General features: G+C 61.3%; 34 protein-coding genes. 32 read left to right on the top strand and 2 right to left on the bottom strand.

Annotation, left to right across the window (positions count from 1 at the left end; genetic code table 11):
• The first annotated feature begins 283 nt into the window (after positions 1-283).
• The 31 genes from rpsJ (at position 284) to dsbD (ending at position 17,292) form a co-directional block, all read left to right on the top strand.
• On the top strand, positions 284-595 hold the full coding sequence (gene rpsJ / locus HWX87_RS33190) for a 30S ribosomal protein S10 (RefSeq protein WP_004199280.1): 312 nt from the start codon (positions 284-286) through the stop codon (positions 593-595).
• A 178-nt stretch (positions 596-773) separates the two neighbouring features.
• Positions 774-1,424 carry a 50S ribosomal protein L3 gene (rplC, locus tag HWX87_RS33185; RefSeq protein WP_006482922.1) on the top strand — a complete coding sequence of 217 codons (651 nt, stop codon included), beginning with the start codon at positions 774-776 and terminating at the stop codon, positions 1,422-1,424.
• Entirely contained in the window at positions 1,424-2,044 is a 621-nt protein-coding gene (gene rplD, locus HWX87_RS33180) for a 50S ribosomal protein L4 (RefSeq protein ID WP_006477192.1), read from the top strand. Before rplC ends, rplD begins: the two co-directional genes overlap by 1 nt.
• Complete coding sequence (rplW, locus tag HWX87_RS33175) at positions 2,041-2,355, top strand: 50S ribosomal protein L23 (protein ID WP_004199275.1); 315 nt, start codon at positions 2,041-2,043, stop codon at positions 2,353-2,355. The genes rplD and rplW overlap by 4 nt, the downstream gene beginning before the upstream one ends.
• Positions 2,356-2,357: 2 nt before the next feature.
• On the top strand, positions 2,358-3,185 hold the full coding sequence (gene rplB / locus HWX87_RS33170; RefSeq protein ID WP_006482900.1) for a 50S ribosomal protein L2: 828 nt from the start codon (positions 2,358-2,360) through the stop codon (positions 3,183-3,185).
• A gap of 10 nt (positions 3,186-3,195) precedes the next feature.
• A complete protein-coding gene (rpsS, locus tag HWX87_RS33165; RefSeq protein ID WP_004199273.1) occupies positions 3,196-3,471 on the top strand; it encodes a 30S ribosomal protein S19 in 276 nt (91 codons plus the stop codon).
• A gap of 12 nt (positions 3,472-3,483) precedes the next feature.
• A complete protein-coding gene (gene rplV / locus HWX87_RS33160) occupies positions 3,484-3,813 on the top strand; it encodes a 50S ribosomal protein L22 (RefSeq protein ID WP_004199272.1) in 330 nt (109 codons plus the stop codon).
• A gap of 11 nt (positions 3,814-3,824) precedes the next feature.
• Entirely contained in the window at positions 3,825-4,625 is an 801-nt protein-coding gene (rpsC, locus tag HWX87_RS33155) for a 30S ribosomal protein S3 (RefSeq protein ID WP_006482899.1), read from the top strand.
• Positions 4,626-4,627: 2 nt separating this feature from the next.
• Complete coding sequence (gene rplP, locus HWX87_RS33150; protein WP_006752927.1) at positions 4,628-5,044, top strand: 50S ribosomal protein L16; 417 nt, start codon at positions 4,628-4,630, stop codon at positions 5,042-5,044.
• A gap of 9 nt (positions 5,045-5,053) precedes the next feature.
• Entirely contained in the window at positions 5,054-5,248 is a 195-nt protein-coding gene (rpmC, locus tag HWX87_RS33145) for a 50S ribosomal protein L29 (RefSeq protein ID WP_006400652.1), read from the top strand.
• A complete protein-coding gene (gene rpsQ / locus HWX87_RS33140) occupies positions 5,245-5,517 on the top strand; it encodes a 30S ribosomal protein S17 (RefSeq protein WP_006752928.1) in 273 nt (90 codons plus the stop codon). Before rpmC ends, rpsQ begins: the two co-directional genes overlap by 4 nt.
• Before the next feature lie 309 nt (positions 5,518-5,826).
• Positions 5,827-6,195: a 50S ribosomal protein L14 gene (gene rplN, locus HWX87_RS33135; RefSeq protein WP_006752929.1), complete on the top strand. Its 369-nt coding sequence runs from the start codon at positions 5,827-5,829 to the stop codon at positions 6,193-6,195.
• A 9-nt stretch (positions 6,196-6,204) separates the two neighbouring features.
• Entirely contained in the window at positions 6,205-6,513 is a 309-nt protein-coding gene (gene rplX, locus HWX87_RS33130) for a 50S ribosomal protein L24 (RefSeq protein WP_006477187.1), read from the top strand.
• Positions 6,514-6,529: 16 nt separating this feature from the next.
• Positions 6,530-7,069, top strand: coding sequence for a 50S ribosomal protein L5 (rplE, locus tag HWX87_RS33125; protein WP_006477186.1), 540 nt, complete (start codon positions 6,530-6,532; stop codon positions 7,067-7,069).
• A gap of 7 nt (positions 7,070-7,076) precedes the next feature.
• Positions 7,077-7,382 carry a 30S ribosomal protein S14 gene (gene rpsN / locus HWX87_RS33120; protein WP_011350676.1) on the top strand — a complete coding sequence of 102 codons (306 nt, stop codon included), beginning with the start codon at positions 7,077-7,079 and terminating at the stop codon, positions 7,380-7,382.
• 14 nt (positions 7,383-7,396) lie between these two features.
• On the top strand, positions 7,397-7,792 hold the full coding sequence (rpsH, locus tag HWX87_RS33115; protein WP_006477185.1) for a 30S ribosomal protein S8: 396 nt from the start codon (positions 7,397-7,399) through the stop codon (positions 7,790-7,792).
• A gap of 18 nt (positions 7,793-7,810) precedes the next feature.
• Positions 7,811-8,341: a 50S ribosomal protein L6 gene (gene rplF / locus HWX87_RS33110; RefSeq protein ID WP_011350678.1), complete on the top strand. Its 531-nt coding sequence runs from the start codon at positions 7,811-7,813 to the stop codon at positions 8,339-8,341.
• A 12-nt stretch (positions 8,342-8,353) separates the two neighbouring features.
• Entirely contained in the window at positions 8,354-8,719 is a 366-nt protein-coding gene (rplR, locus tag HWX87_RS33105; protein ID WP_006477183.1) for a 50S ribosomal protein L18, read from the top strand.
• 14 nt (positions 8,720-8,733) lie between these two features.
• Positions 8,734-9,252, top strand: a complete 519-nt coding sequence (gene rpsE, locus HWX87_RS33100) for a 30S ribosomal protein S5 (RefSeq protein ID WP_006752931.1) — start codon at positions 8,734-8,736, stop codon at positions 9,250-9,252.
• A 15-nt stretch (positions 9,253-9,267) separates the two neighbouring features.
• Positions 9,268-9,450 carry a 50S ribosomal protein L30 gene (rpmD, locus tag HWX87_RS33095; RefSeq protein WP_006400644.1) on the top strand — a complete coding sequence of 61 codons (183 nt, stop codon included), beginning with the start codon at positions 9,268-9,270 and terminating at the stop codon, positions 9,448-9,450.
• A 26-nt stretch (positions 9,451-9,476) separates the two neighbouring features.
• Complete coding sequence (rplO, locus tag HWX87_RS33090; RefSeq protein ID WP_006482880.1) at positions 9,477-9,911, top strand: 50S ribosomal protein L15; 435 nt, start codon at positions 9,477-9,479, stop codon at positions 9,909-9,911.
• 42 nt (positions 9,912-9,953) lie between these two features.
• Positions 9,954-11,303: a preprotein translocase subunit SecY gene (secY, locus tag HWX87_RS33085; RefSeq protein WP_006482915.1), complete on the top strand. Its 1,350-nt coding sequence runs from the start codon at positions 9,954-9,956 to the stop codon at positions 11,301-11,303.
• Positions 11,304-11,308: 5 nt separating this feature from the next.
• The gene (gene infA, locus HWX87_RS33080) at positions 11,309-11,527 is read left to right on the top strand and encodes a translation initiation factor IF-1 (RefSeq protein WP_004521905.1); all 219 of its coding nucleotides are present in this window, start codon (positions 11,309-11,311) and stop codon (positions 11,525-11,527) included.
• 20 nt (positions 11,528-11,547) lie between these two features.
• The gene (rpmJ, locus tag HWX87_RS33075) at positions 11,548-11,664 is read left to right on the top strand and encodes a 50S ribosomal protein L36 (RefSeq protein ID WP_004199844.1); all 117 of its coding nucleotides are present in this window, start codon (positions 11,548-11,550) and stop codon (positions 11,662-11,664) included.
• A 38-nt stretch (positions 11,665-11,702) separates the two neighbouring features.
• The gene (gene rpsM, locus HWX87_RS33070) at positions 11,703-12,068 is read left to right on the top strand and encodes a 30S ribosomal protein S13 (RefSeq protein ID WP_006477178.1); all 366 of its coding nucleotides are present in this window, start codon (positions 11,703-11,705) and stop codon (positions 12,066-12,068) included.
• 28 nt (positions 12,069-12,096) lie between these two features.
• Positions 12,097-12,498, top strand: coding sequence for a 30S ribosomal protein S11 (rpsK, locus tag HWX87_RS33065; RefSeq protein WP_004197937.1), 402 nt, complete (start codon positions 12,097-12,099; stop codon positions 12,496-12,498).
• Positions 12,499-12,652: 154 nt separating this feature from the next.
• Positions 12,653-13,276, top strand: coding sequence for a 30S ribosomal protein S4 (gene rpsD, locus HWX87_RS33060; protein ID WP_047899585.1), 624 nt, complete (start codon positions 12,653-12,655; stop codon positions 13,274-13,276).
• A 124-nt stretch (positions 13,277-13,400) separates the two neighbouring features.
• Positions 13,401-14,378 (top strand): DNA-directed RNA polymerase subunit alpha, encoded by a 978-nt coding sequence (rpoA, locus tag HWX87_RS33055; RefSeq protein ID WP_006477176.1) that lies wholly within the window; start codon positions 13,401-13,403, stop codon positions 14,376-14,378.
• Positions 14,379-14,525: 147 nt separating this feature from the next.
• Positions 14,526-14,921 carry a 50S ribosomal protein L17 gene (gene rplQ, locus HWX87_RS33050; RefSeq protein WP_006477175.1) on the top strand — a complete coding sequence of 132 codons (396 nt, stop codon included), beginning with the start codon at positions 14,526-14,528 and terminating at the stop codon, positions 14,919-14,921.
• Between the two features lie 201 nt (positions 14,922-15,122).
• Positions 15,123-15,449 carry a divalent-cation tolerance protein CutA gene (gene cutA / locus HWX87_RS33045; RefSeq protein WP_176051123.1) on the top strand — a complete coding sequence of 109 codons (327 nt, stop codon included), beginning with the start codon at positions 15,123-15,125 and terminating at the stop codon, positions 15,447-15,449.
• Positions 15,442-17,292: a protein-disulfide reductase DsbD gene (gene dsbD / locus HWX87_RS33040; RefSeq protein ID WP_176051122.1), complete on the top strand. Its 1,851-nt coding sequence runs from the start codon at positions 15,442-15,444 to the stop codon at positions 17,290-17,292. The genes cutA and dsbD overlap by 8 nt, the downstream gene beginning before the upstream one ends.
• Before the next feature lie 105 nt (positions 17,293-17,397).
• On the opposite strand, the gene hemB is transcribed toward dsbD, so the two are convergent.
• Together hemB and yihA are read right to left on the bottom strand one after the other, a co-directional pair.
• Entirely contained in the window at positions 17,398-18,396 is a 999-nt protein-coding gene (gene hemB / locus HWX87_RS33035; RefSeq protein ID WP_176051121.1) for a porphobilinogen synthase, read from the bottom strand.
• Between the two features lie 253 nt (positions 18,397-18,649).
• Positions 18,650-19,309 carry a ribosome biogenesis GTP-binding protein YihA/YsxC gene (gene yihA / locus HWX87_RS33030; protein ID WP_176051120.1) on the bottom strand — a complete coding sequence of 220 codons (660 nt, stop codon included), beginning with the start codon at positions 19,307-19,309 and terminating at the stop codon, positions 18,650-18,652.
• Between the two features lie 214 nt (positions 19,310-19,523).
• Here yihA and HWX87_RS33025 point away from each other — a divergent pair, with 214 nt between their 5' ends.
• Positions 19,524-20,177, top strand: coding sequence for a c-type cytochrome (locus HWX87_RS33025; protein ID WP_176051134.1), 654 nt, complete (start codon positions 19,524-19,526; stop codon positions 20,175-20,177).
• Positions 20,178-20,264 lie beyond the last annotated feature (87 nt).

Below are 20,264 nucleotides of genomic sequence, written 5' to 3'. Positions count from 1 at the left end.
ATCGACGATCCGCGGATCCCGACGGGTCCGCGATTCCGCGGTATGCAGTTGTACCGCCGAAACCGGGTGTCCAGCTTGCGCTGGCACCCGGTTTTGTTTTTTGGCGGCGCGTTGGGCTGCCCGAGAAATGCTCGCCACGGTTTCAGATTTTCGTGTAGAATCGCGGACTTAGCAGTGGAAGTGCCGTTAGGAACATGATGTCTCGCTCCCCGCAGGCGTCGTGTTTCACGTTCTTTTAGTGTCCGGCGATGCAACATCGCCTCGCTCTTTTCAAGGAATCGTCATGCAGCAACAGAAAATCCGCATTCGCCTGAAGGCATTCGACTATCGTCTGATCGATCAATCGGCTGCCGAGATCGTCGATACCGCGAAGCGGACTGGCGCAATCGTCCGTGGCCCGGTGCCGCTGCCGACGCGCATTCAGCGTTTTGACATCCTGCGTTCGCCGCACGTCAACAAGACGTCGCGCGATCAGCTCGAAATCCGCACCCACCAGCGCCTGATGGACATCGTCGACCCGACGGACAAGACCGTTGACGCGCTGATGAAGCTCGACCTGCCGGCTGGCGTCGACGTGGAAATCAAGCTGCAGTAAGGCTTTCGGCGCCAATCGGCTCGCCGGGCGGTGCTAAGTCTTTGTATTGCTTGCGGAAATCGCGGAGTCGGGCTATACTGCTTGGCTTTTCGCGTATTCGCGTAAAAAAGTTGGGCCTTGCGTGCCCGGCATTTTGTAAATCAGCCCCGACCAATCGCAGTCGGGAATGGAGAAAATGATGAGCCTTGGACTCGTAGGTCGCAAGGTTGGCATGACCCGTATCTTCACGGCTGAAGGGGATTCGATTCCCGTCACCGTGCTGGACGTGTCGGACAACCGCGTGACGCAGATCAAGACTGTTGAAACCGACGGCTACACGGCCGTGCAGGTTGCATTCGGCTCCCGTCGTGCATCGCGCGTGACGAAGCCGCTGGCAGGTCATCTCGCCAAAGCCGGTGTCGAAGCCGGTGAAATCCTCAAGGAATTCCGCATTGACGCGGCCAAGGCAGCTGAGCTGTCGAATGGCGCCGTTGTCGGTGCTGATCTTTTCGAAGTGGGCCAGAAGGTCGACGTGCAAGGCGTGTCGATCGGTAAGGGCTACGCCGGTACGATCAAGCGTTACAACTTCTCCTCCGGCCGTGCCACGCACGGTAACTCGCGCTCGCACAATGTGCCGGGCTCGATCGGTATGGCGCAGGATCCGGGTCGTGTTTTCCCGGGTAAACGCATGACGGGTCACATGGGTGACGTGACGGTGACGGTGCAGAACCTCGAAATCGCTCGTATCGATGCAGAGCGCAAGCTGCTGCTCGTGAAGGGTGCGATTCCGGGCGCGAAGGGCGGCAAAGTCTTCGTGACGCCGGCCGTCAAGACCAAGGGGGCGAAATAATGGAACTCAAGCTCCTGAACGAAAATGGTCAGGAAGGTGCAGTGGTCAACGCATCGGACGTCGTGTTCGGTCGTGACTACAACGAAGCACTGATCCACCAGGTCGTCGTCGCTTACCAGGCGAATGCTCGCCAGGGTAACCGCGCACAGAAGGACCGCGAGCAAGTCAAGCACACGACCAAGAAGCCGTGGCGCCAGAAGGGTACGGGCCGCGCTCGTGCCGGTATGTCGTCGAGCCCGTTGTGGCGTGGCGGTGGTCGTATCTTCCCGAATTCGCCGGAAGAAAACTTCTCGCACAAGGTCAACAAGAAGATGCATCGCGCAGGCCTCTGCTCGATCTTCTCGCAGCTGGCCCGTGAAGGCCGCCTGTCGGTCGTCGAGGACATCATCCTCGAAGCGCCGAAGACCAAGCTGCTGGCCGACAAATTCAAGACCATGGGTCTCGACTCCGTGCTGATCATCACCGACACGGTTGACGAAAACCTGTACCTGGCATCGCGCAACCTGCCGCACGTGGCAATTGTCGAGCCGCGCTACGCTGACCCGCTGTCGCTGATCTACTTCAAGAAAGTGCTGGTCACGAAGGCTGCGGTCGCCCAGATCGAGGAGTTGCTGTCATGAGCGAGATTCGCAAGAACGATCATCGTTTGATGCAGGTCCTGCTCGCACCGGTGATCTCGGAAAAGGCGACGCTGGTTGCCGACAAGAACGAGCAAGTCGTGTTCGAAGTCGCACCGGATGCCACGAAGCAGGAAGTGAAGGCGGCTGTCGAGCTGCTGTTCAAGGTTGAAGTTGATTCCGTCAACGTGCTGGTTCAGAAGGGCAAGCAAAAGCGCTTTGGCCGTTCGATGGGCCGTCGCAAGGACGTGAAGAAGGCGTACGTTTGCCTGAAGCCCGGCCAGGAAATCAACTTTGAAGCGGAGGCCAAGTAATCATGGCAATCGTTAAAGTTAAGCCGACATCGCCGGGTCGCCGCGCGATGGTCAAGGTGGTCAACAAGAACCTGCACCAGGGCAAGCCGTTCGCGGCACTGCTCGACTCGCAGAGCTCGACCGCCGGCCGTAACAACAACGGTCGTATCACCACGCGTCACAAGGGTGGTGGTCACAAGCAGCACTATCGTATCGTCGATTTCCGTCGCACGAAGGATGGCATCCCGGCAAAGGTCGAGCGTCTCGAGTACGACCCGAACCGTAGCGCGAACATCGCGCTGGTGCTCTACGCAGACGGCGAGCGTCGCTACATCATCGCCCCGAAGGGCCTGACGGTCGGCCAACAGCTGATGTCGGGTTCGGAAGCGCCGATCCGTGCAGGCAACACGCTGCCGATCCGCAACATTCCGGTCGGTACGACGATCCACTGCATCGAGATGCTGCCGGGCAAGGGCGCGCAAATGGCGCGTTCGGCTGGCACGTCGGCCATGCTGCTGGCACGTGAAGGCGTCTACGCGCAGGTTCGTCTGCGTTCGGGCGAAATCCGCCGCGTGCACATCGAGTGCCGTGCAACGATCGGTGAAGTCGGTAACGAAGAGCATAGCCTGCGCCAGATCGGCAAGGCTGGCGCGAACCGCTGGCGCGGTATCCGCCCGACGGTGCGTGGCGTTGCGATGAACCCGGTCGATCACCCGCACGGTGGTGGTGAGGGCAAGACGGCTGCAGGTCGCGATCCGGTTAGCCCGTGGGGTACGCCGGCTAAGGGTTATCGCACCCGTAGCAACAAGCGCACGACGACGATGATCGTCCAGCGCCGTCACAAGCGTTAAGGAGTAGGCAATGGCACGTTCTGTTAAAAAAGGTCCGTTCTGCGACGCCCATTTGCTGAAGAAAGTTGAGGCGGCTGCAGCTTCGCGCGACAAAAAGCCGATCAAGACCTGGTCGCGTCGCTCGACGATTCTGCCGGATTTCATCGGCCTGACGATCGCTGTTCACAACGGCCGTCAACACGTTCCGGTGTACATCTCGGAAAACATGGTCGGCCACAAGCTTGGCGAGTTCGCACTGACCCGTACGTTCAAGGGTCACGCAGCCGACAAGAAGGCCAAGAAATAAGGGGCAATCAAGATGGAAGTGAAAGCAATTCATCGCGGTGCCCGCATCTCGGCGCAAAAAACGCGCCTTGTGGCTGACCAGATCCGCGGTTTGCCGGTCGACAAGGCGCTGAACGTTCTGACGTTCTCGCCGAAGAAGGCGGCTGGCATCGTGAAGAAGGTTGTGCTGTCGGCAATCGCGAATGCGGAGCACAACGAAGGCGCCGATATCGACGAGCTCAAGATCAAGAGCATCTACGTCGACAAGGCTGCATCGCTCAAGCGTTTCACCGCGCGCGCCAAGGGCCGCGGTAACCGCATCGAGAAGCAATCCTGTCACATCACTGTGACGGTCGGGAATTAAGGAGCCATACGATGGGACAGAAAATTCATCCGACTGGCTTCCGCCTGGCTGTCAGCCGTAATTGGGCTTCGCGTTGGTACGCGAACAACAACAATTTCGCGGCGATGCTGCAGGAAGACATCGGTGTTCGTGAATACCTGAAGAAGAAGCTGAAGAACGCTTCGGTCGGTCGGGTCGTCATCGAGCGTCCGGCGAAGAACGCGCGCATCACGATTTACAGCTCGCGTCCGGGTGTTGTCATCGGCAAGAAGGGCGAGGATATCGAGCAGCTGAAGACGGAACTGCAACGCCGCATGGGCGTTCCGGTTCACGTCAACATCGAAGAAATCCGCAAGCCGGAAACCGATGCTCAGCTGATCGCTGACTCGATCACGCAACAGCTCGAGCGCCGGATCATGTTCCGTCGCGCGATGAAGCGTGCGATGCAGAACGCGATGCGTCTGGGTGCTCAAGGCATCAAGATCATGAGCGCGGGCCGTCTGAACGGTATCGAAATCGCTCGTACGGAGTGGTATCGCGAAGGTCGCGTGCCGCTTCACACGCTGCGTGCTGATATCGACTACGCGACTTCGGAAGCGAAGACGACTTACGGGATCATCGGCGTCAAGGTGTGGGTCTACAAGGGCGATACGCTCGGCCGCAACGACGCACCGGTGGTGGAAGAAGTAGCCGAAGACAAGCGTCCGCGTCGCAATGCGCGTCCGGGCGACCGTCGTCCGCGCCGTGATGGCGAAGGCGGCGCTCCGGGTGCTCGCCGTGGCGCACCGCGCCGTGGCGCCGGCAAGCCCGAAGACGGCAAGACTGGAGAATAACGATGCTGCAACCGAAACGCAGAAAGTATCGTAAAGAGCAGAAGGGTCGTAACACCGGCAAGGCGACGCGCGGCAACGCAGTGTCGTTCGGTGACTTCGGCCTGAAGGCTATCGGTCGCGGTCGTTTGACCGCACGCCAGATTGAAGCGGCGCGTCGTGCAATGACGCGTCACATCAAGCGTGGCGGCCGCATCTGGATCCGGATCTTCCCGGACAAGCCGATTTCGCAGAAGCCGGCGGAAGTGCGTATGGGTAACGGTAAGGGTAACCCGGAGTACTACGTCGCCGAGATTCAGCCGGGCAAGATGCTCTATGAAATGGACGGCGTAACCGAAGAACTGGCACGCGAAGCGTTCCGTCTGGCTGCAGCCAAGCTGCCGCTGAAGACGGCATTCATCGTGCGCCAGCTCGGCGCCTAAGGAGAAAACATGAAGGCTTCCGAACTTCTCCAGAAAGACCAGGCCGCGCTCAACAAGGAGCTGGCGGACCTGCTGAAGGCGCAATTCGGCCTGCGCATGCAACTCGCGACCCAGCAGCTCACGAACACGAGCCAGCTGAAGAAGGTTCGTCGCGACATCGCACGTGTGCGGACCGTCATGACTCAGAAGGCGAACCAGAAATGAACGATAGCGTGAAAACCTCGCTGAAGCGGACGCTGGTCGGTCGGGTCGTCAGCAACAAGATGGACAAGACCGTCACCGTGCTGATCGAGCACCGCGTCAAGCATCCGATCTACGGCAAGTATGTCGTGCGCTCGAAGAAGTACCACGCGCATGATGAAGCGAACACCTGCAACGAAGGCGATCTCGTCGAAATCCAGGAAACTCGTCCTGTTTCGAAGACGAAGGCCTGGACGGTGTCGCGCCTCGTCGAAGCCGCTCGCGTCATCTAAGCGGGCAGCGCAGTAGGCAGTAACAGGCACTTCTCCACGAAGTGCTTGAAATCGCAAAGTTTTTGCTTGCGTGACCAGGATTATTTGTTATAATCCTGGTCTTCCCTCTTTATGGGAGCCCCGTCGCGGGCGAAGTTGGTGGGGGAAGCGGACTGGCGCCTGCCTGTCCGAAAGATTCACCGAATTGCGATGGCGGGTTTCGTTTGCCGTCGCTGCTGTTCCAACCCAAGCAGCCGATTGGCTGACGGGACCAAGACTGACCGAATGCATCATGGTGGTGCATCCGGATTAAGTTGGGAAAGACAAACCATGATCCAGACCGAATCTCGGCTCGAAGTAGCCGACAACACGGGTGCACGTGAAGTCATGTGCATCAAGGTGCTCGGCGGCTCGAAGCGTCGTTATGCCGGCATTGGCGACATCATCAAGGTGACCGTCAAAGAGGCAACGCCGCGCGGGCGCGTGAAGAAAGGCGAAATTTACAACGCCGTGGTGGTCCGCACCGCCAAGGGCGTGCGCCGTCAAGACGGCTCGCTGATCAAGTTCGACGGCAACGCCGCTGTGCTTTTGAATAACAAGCTCGAGCCGATCGGCACCCGTATCTTCGGGCCGGTGACGCGTGAGCTGCGTAGCGAACGATTCATGAAGATCGTTTCGCTGGCGCCGGAAGTGCTGTAAGGAGTCGCGATGAACAAGATTCGCAAGGGTGACGAAGTCATCGTCGTCACTGGCAAGGACAAGGGCAAGCGCGGCGTCGTGCTGGCTGTCGGTGCTGAACATGTGACGGTTGAAGGTATCAACCTCGTCAAGAAGCATGTGAAGCCGAACCCGATGAAGGGTACGACGGGTGGCGTGGAAGCGAAGACGATGCCCCTGCATATTTCGAACGTCGCACTGGTCGACGCGAATGGCAAGGCGTCGCGTGTTGGCATCAAGGTCGAGGAAGGCAAGAAGGTTCGCTTCCTGAAGACGACCGGTGCCGTACTGAGCGCCTGACGCAGCGGAGTAAAAAATGGCTCGTTTTCAAGAGTTTTACAAAGAAAAGGTTGTGCCCGGCCTGATCGAGAAGTTCGGTTACAAGTCGGTCATGGAAGTGCCGCGCATCACCAAGATCACGCTGAACATGGGTCTTGGCGAAGCGATCGCTGACAAGAAGATCATCGAGAACGCCGTTGGCGACCTCACGAAGATCGCCGGCCAGAAGCCGGTCGTCACGAAGGCTCGCAAGGCAATCGCAGGCTTCAAGATCCGCCAGGGTTACCCGATCGGCGCGATGGTGACGCTGCGTGGTCAAGCGATGTACGAATTCCTCGACCGTTTCGTAACGGTTGCCCTGCCCCGCGTGCGAGATTTCCGCGGCGTGTCGGGTCGTGCTTTCGATGGCCGTGGCAACTACAACATCGGTGTGAAAGAGCAGATCATTTTCCCCGAAATCGACTACGACAAGATCGACGCACTGCGTGGGCTGAACATCAGCATCACGACGACTGCGAAGACCGACGACGAAGCAAAGGCTCTGCTCGCCAGCTTCAAGTTCCCGTTCAGAAACTGAGGTTACCGTGGCTAAACTGGCACTGATCGAACGTGAAAAGAAGCGCGCCCGCCTGGTCGCGAAGTTCGCAGCAAAGCGCGATGCGCTGAAGGCGATCGTCGAAGACCAAAGCAAGTCGGAAGAAGAGCGCTACGAAGCACGCCTTGAGCTGCAGCAACTGCCCCGCAACGCGAACCCGACCCGCCAGCGTAACCGCTGCGCGATCACGGGCCGTCCGCGTGGCACGTTCCGTAAATTCGGCCTCGCGCGTAACAAGATTCGTGAAATCGCATTCCGTGGCGAGATTCCTGGCCTGACCAAGGCGAGCTGGTAATAGGAGAAACGTAAATGAGCATGAGTGATCCTATCGCCGATATGCTGACTCGCATCCGCAACGCGCAGATGGTCGAGAAGGTATCGGTTGCGATGCCCTCGTCGAAGGTCAAGGTTGCAATCGCGCAAGTCCTCAAGGACGAAGGTTATATCGACGATTTCGCCGTGAAGGCGGAAGGTGCGAAGTCCGAACTGAATATCGCGCTGAAGTACTACGCAGGTCGCCCGGTCATCGAACGCCTCGAGCGCGTTTCGAAGCCTGGTCTGCGCGTGTACCGCGGCCGTAACGACATTCCGCAGGTCATGAACGGCCTCGGCGTGGCTATCGTGTCGACGCCGAAGGGCGTGATGACTGATCGCAAGGCGCGCGCTACCGGCGTCGGCGGCGAAGTCATCTGCTACGTCGCTTAAAGCCGAGGAGAGAGAAACATGTCTCGAGTAGGTAAGAGCCCGATCGCGCTGCAAGGCGCGGAAGTCAAGCTGGCCGACGGTGCTATCACCGTCAAGGGCCCGCTGGGCACCATCACGCAAGCGATCAATCCGCTCGTGAACGTGGCGAACAACGACGGCACGCTGAATCTGGCGCCGGTCGACGAAAGCCGCGAAGCAAATGCACTGTCGGGCACGATGCGCGCGATTATCGCGAATGCCGTGCACGGCGTGACCAAGGGTTTCGAGCGCAAGCTGACGCTGGTTGGCGTCGGTTACCGTGCGCAAGCGCAAGGCGACAAGCTGAACCTGTCGCTGGGTTTCTCGCACCCGGTGGTGCACCAGATGCCGGAAGGCGTCAAGGCTGAAACCCCGACGCAAACCGAAATCGTGATCAAGGGGATCAACAAGCAACAAGTCGGTCAAGTGGCTGCGGAAGTCCGCGGTTACCGTCCGCCGGAGCCCTACAAGGGCAAGGGCGTGCGTTATTCCGACGAGGTTGTGATCCTCAAAGAAACGAAGAAGAAGTAAGGGTGCGCAATCATGGATAAGACTCAATCTCGCCTGCGCCGCGCTCGCCAGACGCGTATCAAGATCGCTGAGCTGCAGGTCGCGCGTCTCGCCGTGCATCGCACGAACACGCACATCTACGCTCAAGTGTTCTCGCCCTGCGGCACCAAGGTGCTCGCCAGCGCGTCGACGCTCGAAGCTGAAGTGCGCGCCGAGCTCGCCGACAAGTCGGGCAAGGGCGGCAACGTTAATGCTGCGACGCTGATCGGCAAGCGTATTGCCGAGAAGGCAAAGGCCGCCGGCATCGAATCCGTCGCCTTCGACCGCTCGGGCTTCCGCTACCATGGCCGCGTCAAGGCGCTGGCTGAGGCAGCTCGCGAAGCTGGGCTCAAGTTCTAAGGAAGGAATTCGTCATGGCAAAGATGCAAGCGAAAGTTCAGGCTGACGAGCGCGACGACGGCCTTCGTGAAAAGATGATTTCGGTCAATCGCGTGACCAAGGTCGTGAAGGGTGGCCGTATTCTCGGCTTCGCCGCACTGACCGTGGTTGGCGACGGTGATGGCCGCATCGGTATGGGCAAGGGCAAGGCGAAGGAAGTGCCGGTCGCTGTCCAGAAGGCAATGGAACAAGCTCGCCGCAACATGTTCAAGGTGCCGCTCAAGAACGGCACGCTGCAGCACGAAGTGCACGGCAAGCACGGCGCATCCGCTGTCCTCCTCGCTCCGGCGAAGGCAGGTACGGGCGTGATCGCCGGCGGCCCGATGCGCGCAGTGTTCGACGTGATGGGCGTTCAGAACGTCGTGGCGAAGAGCCACGGTTCGACGAACCCGTACAACCTCGTTCGCGCCACGCTGGACGGCCTGCGCAAGCAGTCGACCCCGGCAGACATCGCGGCGAAGCGCGGCAAGTCCGTCGAAGATATTTTGGGCTAAGCCCGGGTGGTCACCATGTCTGAAAAAACTGTCAAGGTTCAGCTCGTTAAGAGCCTGATCGGGACCCGCGAATCGCACCGCGCGACCGTGCGTGGCCTGGGCCTGCGCCGACTCAACTCGGTCAGCGAGCTCCAGGACACGCCGGCGGTCCGCGGCATGATCAACAAGGTCTCGTACCTCGTTAAGGTCATCGCGTAAGCGGCCCTACGGATCAAGGAGTTGATATGGAATTGAATAACCTGAAGCCGGCCGCTGGTGCCAAGCACGCCAAGCGTCGCGTCGGTCGTGGCATCGGTTCGGGCCTCGGCAAGACGGCTGGCCGTGGTCACAAGGGTCAGAAATCGCGTTCGGGCGGCTTCCACAAAGTCGGTTTCGAAGGCGGTCAGATGCCGCTGCAACGTCGTCTGCCGAAGCGCGGCTTCACGTCGCTGACGAAGGAATTCGTCGGTGAAGTGCGCCTGGGCGACCTCGAGAAGCTGCCGGTCGACGAGATCGATCTGCTCGCACTGAAGCAAGCCGGCCTGGTCGGCGAGCTGACGAAGAGCGCAAAGATCATCGCGACGGGCGAACTCAAGCGCAAGATCGTCGTGAAGGGTCTCGGTGCCACCAAGGGTGCGCGCGCTGCGATCGAAGCGGCTGGCGGTTCGTTCGCCGAGTGACACGCGTAGCGCGTCGTCACTTGCATTCATCGGAGAAGGTACTTGGCTAACAGCCCGAGTCTTGCAAAACCCGGTCGAAGCACGGCGAAATTCGGCGATCTGCGTCGGCGAGCGATGTTCCTGCTCCTGGCGCTGATCGTCTATCGCATCGGCGCGCACATTCCCGTGCCGGGCATCGATCCGGATCAACTGGCTAAGCTGTTCCAGAGCCAGGCGGGCGGCATCCTGGGCATGTTCAACATGTTCTCGGGTGGCGCGCTTTCCCGCTTCACGATCTTTGCGCTGGGGATCATGCCGTACATCTCGGCGTCGATCATCATGCAGTTGCTGGCGATCGTATCGCCGCAGCTCGAGGCGCTGAAGAAGGAAGGGCAGGCAGGGCAACGGAAGATCACGCAGTACACGCGGTATTTCACCGTGGTGCTCGCGACCTTCCAGGCGTTCGGTATCGCGGCTGCGCTGGAAAACCAGCCGGGCCTCGTCACCGATCCCGGCATGCTGTTCCGTCTGACGACGGTCGTGACGCTGGTTACCGGTACGATGTTCCTGATGTGGCTCGGCGAGCAGATTACCGAGCGTGGTCTGGGCAACGGTATCTCGATCATCATCTTCGGCGGGATCGCAGCAGGGTTCCCGAATGCCGTGGGTGGGTTGTTCGAGCTGGTGCGTACGGGTTCGATGAGCATCATTTCGGCGATCATCATCGTCGTCCTGATTGCCGCGGTGACTTACCTGGTCGTGTTCATCGAACGCGGTCAGCGCAAGATCCTCGTGAACTACGCGAAACGCCAGGTCGGCAACAAGATCTACGGTGGGCAGTCGTCGCATCTGCCGCTGAAGCTGAACATGTCGGGCGTGATTCCGCCGATCTTCGCATCGTCGATCATTCTGTTCCCGGCAACGATTCTCGGCTGGTTCAGTACCGGTCAGCCGACGGGAAGCTGGATTTCCAATACGTTGCATAACGTAGCGGAAGCGCTGAAGCCGGGCCAGCCGGTCTATGTGCTGCTGTACACGCTGGCAATCGTGTTTTTCTGCTTCTTCTACACCGCACTGGTGTTCAACAGCAGGGAAACCGCGGACAACCTGAAGAAGAGCGGCGCGTTTGTTCCGGGCATCCGTCCGGGCGATCAGACCGCACGATATATCGACCGCATCCTCACGCGTCTGACGCTGGCCGGTGCGATCTACATCGTCTTCGTGTGTCTGCTGCCGGAATTTCTGGTGCTGCGCTGGAACGTGCCGTTTTATTTTGGTGGAACGTCGCTGCTGATCATTGTCGTCGTCACGATGGACTTTATGGCGCAGGTGCAGTCGTACGTTATGTCGCAACAGTATGAGTCACTGCTCAAGAAGGCGAACTTCAAGGGCGGTAACATCCCGATGCGTTAAGGACTATGGCCAAAGACGATGTAATCCAGATGCAGGGCGAGGTGATTGAAAACCTCCCGAATGCGACCTTCCGTGTGAAGCTGGAAAACGGCCATGTCGTTTTGGGACATATTTCCGGAAAGATGCGGATGCACTACATCCGCATCCTGCCGGGCGACAAGGTGACGGTTGAGTTGACGCCTTACGATCTGTCTCGTGCGCGGATCGTGTTCCGGGCGAAGTGATTTGAAAAAAGGGTATTATCATGAAAGTGATGGCATCGGTTAAGCGCATTTGCCGCAATTGCAAGATCATCAAGCGCAAAGGCGTCGTTCGCGTGATCTGCAGCTCGGATCCGCGCCACAAGCAGCGCCAAGGCTGACCGCGCGTTTGTTTGCGCTTTTTGTTTGAGGAAAAACAATGGCTCGTATCGCAGGGGTTAACATCCCGAATCACCAGCACACCGAGATTGGCCTGACGGCTATCTTTGGTGTCGGCCGCACCCGTTCGCGCAGCATCTGCGTGGCAGCTGGCGTCGATTTTTCGAAGAAGGTCAAGGATCTGACCGACGCAGACCTGGAAAAGCTGCGTGAAGAAGTGGGCAAGTTTGTCGTCGAAGGCGATCTGCGCCGTGAAGTGACGATGAACATCAAGCGCCTGATGGACCTCGGTTGCTACCGTGGCGTCCGTCATCGCAAGGGCCTGCCGATGCGCGGTCAGCGTACGCGTACGAACGCACGTACCCGTAAGGGTCCGCGTCGTGCAGCGCAAGCGCTGAAGAAGTAAGCGGAACTGACAGTTACAGGAAAACGTAATGGCTAAGGCTTCGAATACCGCGGCGCAACGCGTTCGCAAAAAGGTTAAGAAGAACGTCGCTGAAGGCGTGGTTCACGTTCACGCGTCGTTCAACAACACGATCATCACGATCACCGATCGCCAAGGCAACGCTCTGGCATGGGCGACGTCGGGCGGTCAGGGCTTCAAGGGCTCGCGCAAATCGACGCCGTTCGCTGCTCAGGTCGCAGCCGAGTCGGCTGGCCGCGTCGCGATGGAATACGGTGTAAAGAATCTGGAAGTGCGGATCAAGGGCCCGGGCCCGGGTCGTGAGTCGGCAGTGCGCGCACTGCACGGCCTCGGCATCAAGATCACCGCGATTTCGGACGTCACCCCGATTCCGCACAACGGCTGCCGCCCGCCGAAGCGTCGTCGTATCTAAGGATGTGCTGGCACGTTCGTGCTAGCGCATTGCCTGTCGCCGCTCAGCGTCGACGGGCGTTGCTTTTTTGATTGACTAAGCCCACCGTTCGCCCCAAAGGGAGCGGACTAGCGCGGATTTCGATCCGCGTGACTGATTGATAAAGGAATGCAAAGTGGCACGTTATATCGGCCCCAAAGCCAAGCTGTCCCGCCGTGAAGGCACCGACCTGTTCCTGAAGAGCGCACGCCGCTCGCTCGCCGACAAGTGCAAGCTCGACAGCAAGCCGGGTCAGCACGGCCGTACCTCGGGCGCACGTACGTCCGACTACGGTACGCAGCTGCGTGAAAAGCAGAAGGTCAAGCGCATCTACGGCGTGCTGGAGCGTCAGTTCCGCCGCTACTTCGCCGAAGCCGATCGCCGCAAGGGCAACACGGGTGAAAACCTGCTGCAACTGCTCGAGTCGCGCCTCGACAACGTCGTGTATCGCATGGGCTTCGGCTCGACCCGCGCTGAAGCGCGTCAGCTGGTGAGCCACAAGTCGATCACCGTGAACGGCGTCGTCGCAAACGTCCCGTCGCAGCAAGTGAAGGCAGGTGACGTCGTCGCGATCCGCGAAAAGGCGAAGAAGCAAGCGCGTATCGTCGAAGCGCTGTCGCTGGCCGAACAAGGCGGCATGCCCAGCTGGGTTGCAGTCGATGCGAAGAAGTTCGAAGGCACGTTCAAGCAAATGCCGGAACGCGTCGAGATCGCAGGCGACATCAACGAAAGCCTGATCGTCGAATTGTATTCGCGTTAATCCGATTGACGGCCGAGGTACCCCGATTGCGTTGCGCAAGGAGGGGCCTCGGCTGTTTATTTTCTGGTTGTTACCGGTCAGCCTTATCGGTGTAACGAGCCGAGGGTATTGAAAAGGAAAGCCCATGCAAACCAGTTTGCTGAAACCCAAGATCATCGCCGTGGAATCGCTTGGCGAGAACCACGCGAGGGTGGTCATGGAACCGTTCGAACGCGGTTACGGCCATACCTTGGGCAATGCGCTTCGCCGCGTGCTGCTGTCGTCGATGGTTGGCTACGCGCCGACCGAAGTCACGATCGCAGGCGTGGTGCACGAGTACTCGACGCTGGATGGCGTGCAGGAAGACGTCGTCAACCTGCTGCTGAACCTGAAGGGCGTGGTGTTCAAGCTGCATAACCGTGACGAAGTGACGGTTACGCTGCGCAAGGAAGGTGAAGGCGTTGTCACGGCCGGCGATATCGAGCTGGCTCACGACTGCGAAGTCATCAACCCGAATCACGTGATTGCGCACCTGTCGAAGGGCGGCAAGCTCGACGTTCAGATCAAGATCGAAAAGGGTCGCGGCTATGTGCCCGGCAACGTCCGTCGCTACGGCGAAGACACGGCCAAGATCATCGGCCGCATCGTCCTCGACGCATCGTTCTCGCCGGTCCGCCGCGTGAGCTACGCTGTCGAAAGCGCACGTGTCGAGCAGCGTACCGACCTCGACAAGCTCGTGATGAACATCGAAACGAGCGGTGTGATCACGCCGGAAGAAGCGATCCGTCAATCGGCTCGCATCCTGGTCGACCAGCTGTCCGTGTTCGCGGCGCTGGAAGGCACGGAAACGGCAGCCGAAGCGCCGTCGCGCGCTCCGCAGATCGACCCGATCCTGCTGCGTCCGGTGGACGATCTCGAGCTGACGGTTCGTTCGGCGAACTGCCTGAAGGCCGAGAACATCTACTACATCGGCGACCTGATCCAGCGCACGGAAAACGAGCTGCTGAAGACGCCGAACCTCGGTCGCAAGTCGCTCAACGAGATCAAGGAAGTGCTCGCTTCGCGCGGTCTCACGCTGGGCATGAAGCTCGAAAACTGGCCGCCGGCTGGTCTCGACAAGTAAGCCCGCTTGTAGCGCTGCTGTTGCTGTAGTTGGCAAAGATGCGGATTTTCCTTTAAAATCCGCATCTTGCTTTTTTCGCTACCGGCCCGTGCACCCTCGAGGTGCGATAGAAGAGCTGGATCAAAACTTTGAATCAAGGAAACTGAAATGCGCCATCGTCATGGTCTGCGGAAACTGAACCGCACGAGCAGCCACCGTCTGGCTATGCTCCGTAACATGTCCAACTCGCTGATCGAGCACGAAGTCATCAAGACGACGCTGCCGAAGGCGAAGGAACTCCGTAAAGTCGTCGAGCCGCTGATCACGCTCGGCAAGAAGCCGTCGCTGGCAAACCGTCGCCTGGCGTTCAACCGCCTGCGCGATCGTGACTCGGTCGCGAAGCTGTTCGACGTCCTCGGTCCGCGTTTCGCGAACCGTCCGGGCGGCTACCTGCGCGTGCTGAAGTTCGGCTTCCGCGTGGGCGACAACGCACCGATGGCACTGGTCGAACTGCTCGACCGTCCGGAAGTCGACGAAACGGAAAACGTGCAAGAAGCTGAGTAAGCTTCCGGTACGCTGCAGTATCTGAAAAGGGCCGAGCGATTGCTTGGCCCTTTTTGTTTTTGAGGCGCCGGCTGCGATCGATTGTCGCAGGCCGGCGCCGGCAGCATTGCGCGGGCTGCGCTACGATACGGGCAGCCGGCGTGATCCGAGGATATGCAATTCGCGTCGGCCGGAGCCGGTAGACCAGCCAGGAGGGCGCGGATGATAGTGGTGCTGATGCTGACGACGGTGCCCGATGCGGCGACGGCCACGGCGCTGTCCGACGGCGCGCTCGACGCGCGTCTGGCCGCGTGCGTGTCGGAGCTCGGTGCGATCAAGTCGCGCTATCACTGGCAGGGCAAGGTCGAAACGGCCGACGAGATCCAGTTGCTGTTCAAGACGAGCCCCGTGCGGGCGCTCGAACTGGAGCGATTTATTCTCGCGCATCATCCATACGAGACGCCCGAAATCGTCTCGTGGCAAACGACGGCATCGGCCGCGTACGGCCAGTGGGTGACCAGCGAAACTCAACGTCTATTTCATGTTTAACGGTATGGCGCTTTCCGTGCGCGTGCGCGCGCTGCGGTTCCTTGCAGTCCTGTTGTCGTTCGCGGTCATGCTGGGCGGCCTGTCGGTCGCGCGCGCGGCCGACGATTTCCTCGATCCGTCGGTCGCGTTCAAGTTCAGCGCGAGCGAATCGCCGGGACAGGTGGACGTCCGCTTCAAGGTCGCCAACGGCTATTACATGTACCGCGAGCGGTTTGCGTTTGCGGTGAAGAGCGGACAGGCGACGCTCGGCGAACCGCAATTCCCGGCCGGTCACGTCAAGTTCGACCAGACGTTCCAGAAGAACGTCGAGACCTATCGCGACGAAGTCGTCATCCACGTGCCGGTGAAGCAGGCGGCCGGGCCGTTCGAGCTCGCAGTGACGTCGCAGGGGTGTGCCGACGAAGGGATCTGCTATCCGCCGGCCGAGCACGTCGTGAAGGTCGACGGCGCCGCGCTCGGTGCGGCATCGTCGTCCGGCGGCGACACGGCAGCCGCGGGCAGCTGGTTCGACAAGGTCACGAGCGCCGATTTCGCGCAGTCGCTGCTCGAAGGGCACGGCTTCTTCACGATCGTCGCGCTGTATTTCGTCGCGGGCGTCGTACTGAGCCTCCTGCCCTGCTCGTACCCGATGATTCCGATCGTGTCCGCGATCATCATCGGCCAAGGCACGCGCGCGACGCATGCACGCGGCTTCGCGCTGTCGCTGACTTACGTGGTCGGCATGGCACTCGTCTACACGGTGCTCGGCATCGCCGCGGCGCTGGTCGGCCAGAGCCTCGGCGCGTGGCTGCAGAACCCGTGGGTGCTCGGCGCGTTCGGCGTGCTGCTGACCGCCTTCGCGGTGTCGCTGATCTCGGGCAAGGACATCGTGTTGCCCGCACGCTGGCAGAACGGTGCGGCCGAAGCATCGAGCATGCGCCAGGGCGGCCACTTCGTCGCGGTCGCGGCGATGGGCGCGCTGTCGGCGCTGGTGGTCGGCGCATGCATGACGGCGCCGCTGTTCGCGGTGCTCGCCTTCATTGCGCACACCGGCAATGCACTGCTCGGCGGTGCGGCGCTGTTCGCGATGGGGCTGGGGCTCGGCGTGCCGCTGCTGGTCGTCGGCGTGGGTGCCGGGACGGTGCTGCCGCGCGCAGGCGCATGGATGGACGGCGTGAAGGTGTTCTTCGGCATCGTGCTGCTCGCGGCCGCGCTGTGGATCGTGTGGCCGGTGCTGGCGGGCGGCTTGAAGATGGTGCTCGCCGCGTTGTGGCTGCTGATCGCGGCCGCGGCGCTCGGCCTGTTCACGCCGAATGCCGGCGCCGCGTCGATCTGGCGCCGCCTGGGCCGCGGCGTGGGCGCCGCGCTCGCAATCTGGGCCGCGACGCTGCTCGTCGGCCTGGCTGCCGGCTCGACGGATCCCGTGAAGCCGCTGGCCGTGCTGGCGACGCGCACGGTGGCGTCCGGCGGGGCCGCGACGGCCGGCGCGGCCGCTACGCAGGACGGTCCGGCGTTTGCATCGGTGCGCTCCAGCGGTGAGCTCGACACGCTGCTGAAGACGTCGGGCCAGCCCGTGATGCTCGACTTCTATGCCGACTGGTGCGTGAGCTGCAAGGAGATGGAGCATCTGACGTTCACCGATGCCCGTGTGCAGGCGCGCCTCGCGCAGCTCCACCTCGTGCGCGCGGACGTCACCGCGAACAACCCGGACGATCAGGCGCTGCTCAAGCGCTTCAACCTGTTCGGGCCGCCGGGCATCATCTTCTTCGATCGCAGCGGTAACGAGATCGGACGCGTGGTCGGTTATCAGGCGGCCGAAACCTTCCTGCGCAGCCTGGATCGCGCCGCTGTCCCGACGGTATAGCGAACCGGGGCGCTCGACGCGGCAACGGCTTCGAGCGACGGTAAACAAAAAACGGCGGAACACCGAGGTGTCCCGCCGTTTTTTCTTGGGCCTGCCGGCGCGCGATCAGCGCTGCGCTTTCAGCAGTCGCGCGGCGTCGAGCGCGAAGTACGTGAGTACGCCGTCGGCGCCCGCCCGCTTGAACGCGAGCAGCGATTCGAGCACGACCTTGTCGTGGTCGAGCCAGCCGTTCATCGCGGCCGCCTTCAGCATCGCGTATTCGCCACTCACCTGGTACACGTAGGTCGGGAAGCGGAATTCGTCCTTCACGCGGCGCACGATGTCGAGATACGGCATGCCGGGCTTGACCATCACCATGTCGGCGCCTTCGTCGATGTCGAGGCGCACCTCGCGCAGCGCTTCGTCGCTGTTCGCCGGATCCATCTGGTAGGTCATCTTGTTGCCCTTGCCCAGGTTGGATGCCGAGCCGACCGCGTCGCGGAACGGGCCGTAGAACGCCGACGCGAACTTGGCCGAGTAAGCCATGATCCGCGTGTGGATGTGGCCGTCGCTTTCCAGCATTTCGCGGATCGCGCCGATGCGGCCGTCCATCATGTCCGACGGCGCGACGATGTCAACGCCGGCTTCGGCCTGCGCGCGCGCCTGCTCGATCAGGATCTCGATCGTGTCGTCGTTGATCACGTAGCCGTTCTCGTCGAGCACGCCGTCCTGGCCGTGGCTCGTGTACGGGTCGAGCGCGACGTCGGTCAGCACGCCGAGCTCGGGGAAGCGCTTCTTCAGCTCGCGCACCGCGCGCGGAATCAGGCCTTCCGGATTGGCTGCCTCGCGACCGTCGGGCGTCTTCACCGACGGGTCGATGGCCGGGAACAACGACAGCACGGGCACGCCGAGTTCGACGCATTGCTCGGCGACCTGCATCAGCAGATCGACCGATACGCGCTCGACGCCGGGCATCGACGGCACCGGCTGCCGCTCGTTGGTGCCTTCGACGACGAACACCGGATAGATCAGGTCGTCGGTGGTCAGGCGGTTTTCGCGCATCAGGCGGCGGGAGAAGTCGTCGCGGCGCATCCGGCGCGGACGATGAAGCGGATGGAAGCTCATGGCGATTTGGCAGAAATCAGGGCGGTAAGGACCTTACGGAACCCTTAGGTGATTTTTGGGAGCGTTGGTATATGATAGCGATCGAGCGGCACGCGTCGCGTGCAGCTCCCCGCTTCTCCTCCCTGAGCGGGTGCCTGTCGTTTTTCGATTAGGCTGTTTGACCCGCCGTTCAACGGCGGGTTTTTTTATGAGCCGGCCGAATCCGCAGGCGCCGTCAGGTGCGCGCCGCCGAACCCGGCCGCGCGTTGCCCGATCATTGTGCTACAGGCTCGCTTTCTTCGTCGGCGACGGACGGCCGCAGCCAGCTCTCGATCAGCTCGTGCGCCTCGTCGAGCCCCGTGCGCTTCAGCGCGGAGAACAGCTGGACCGTCAGCTTGCCCTGAACGCCCTGGTCGCGATACGCATCGAGCCCCTTTTGCGTGGTCCGCAGCGCATTGATGCTTTCCTGGCGCGTCAATTTGTCGCACTTGGTCAGCAGCGTGTGGATCGGCTTGCCGGTCGGCGCGAACCACTCGATCATGCGGCGATCGAGGTCGGTCAGCGGACGGCGCGAATCCATCATCAGGATCAGGCCGCAGAGCTGCGAGCGCGTCGCGAGGTAGGACGACAGCAGCATCTCCCAGTGCGCCTTGGCGGCGCCGGGCACTTCCGCGTAGCCGTAGCCGGGCAGGTCGACGAGGTTCGCGACGGGCTCGGCGGCCGGGCCGACGGAGAAGTAGTTGATATGCTGCGTGCGGCCGGGCGTCTTCGACGCGAAGGCCAGCCGCTTCTGGTTGCACAGCACGTTGATCGCCGTCGATTTACCGGCATTCGAGCGGCCCGCGAACGCGATTTCCGGCTGGACCGTCGGCGGCAGGTCGCGCAGATGGTTGACGGTCGTGTAGAAACGGGCTTGATGGAGCAGAAAGGCCATGGGAACCGGAAGGACGGGCGGCGCAAGCCGCTTGGTGGAGGCGGGGTAGCCCCGATAGGCGCCGGAGCTTTCAACACGATATTGTACAATACGGCGGTTTTACCGAAGGCTACCGGGCGCCTGCCTCGCGCTTTTATGTAGCTTCTGCGGTAGACTGAACGCCGTCGTTTTTTGCAGAACCTCAAATTCCCACAAGACGAAACAGGGTGTGCGAATGAATCGACTGTGCAAGTCTCTGATGGTGCTTCAGGTTGCAGCAGGGTTCGTAGGTTTCGTAGCGGAGGCAAACGCGGCGGATGCGGCAAAGCCGGATCTCGACCGCGGCAAGGCGATTGCCGGGCAGGTCTGCGCGTCGTGTCACGGCGCCGACGGCAATAGCGCGTCGGGCAGCTTCCCGAAGCTGGCCGGCCAGCATCCCGAATATCTGGTCAAGCAGTTGAACGACTTCAAGGCGCAGCCGGGCGCGAAGGGGCCGGTGCGTAACAACGCGGTGATGGTCGGATTCGCGAGCGCGTTGAGCGCGGACGACATGCGCAACGTCGCCGCGTACTACGGGTCGCAGACGACGAAGCTCGGTACCGCACGCGATGCGGCGACCGTGCCGGTCGGCCAGAAGATCTATCGCGGCGGCATCGCGGAGAAGGGCGTTCCTGCCTGCGCGAGCTGCCACGGGCCGACGGGCCAGGGGATGCCGGTCCAGTATCCGCGTCTGTCGGGGCAGTGGGCCGATTACACGGTCGCGCAGTTGACCGCGTTCCAGCAGGGTGCCGGCGCGCGCAACAACAACGAGGCGATGCATCAGATCGCCACGCGCCTGTCGGACAACGAGATCAAGGCCGTCGCGGATTACATCGCGGGCCTGCGTTGACCAGCCGGTCGCGAAGGGAATGACCGGTCGCCCGAAGGGCGGCCGGAGTCAGAACAAGAAAAGGGTGGGGCGCCGCACCGTTGCGGC

Source organism: Burkholderia sp. BCC1644 (assembly GCF_902833225.1).
GTDB lineage: Bacteria > Pseudomonadota > Gammaproteobacteria > Burkholderiales > Burkholderiaceae > Burkholderia.
Note: the sequence above shows the minus strand (reverse complement) of the source record. Positions and strands in the feature narration are given on the sequence as shown.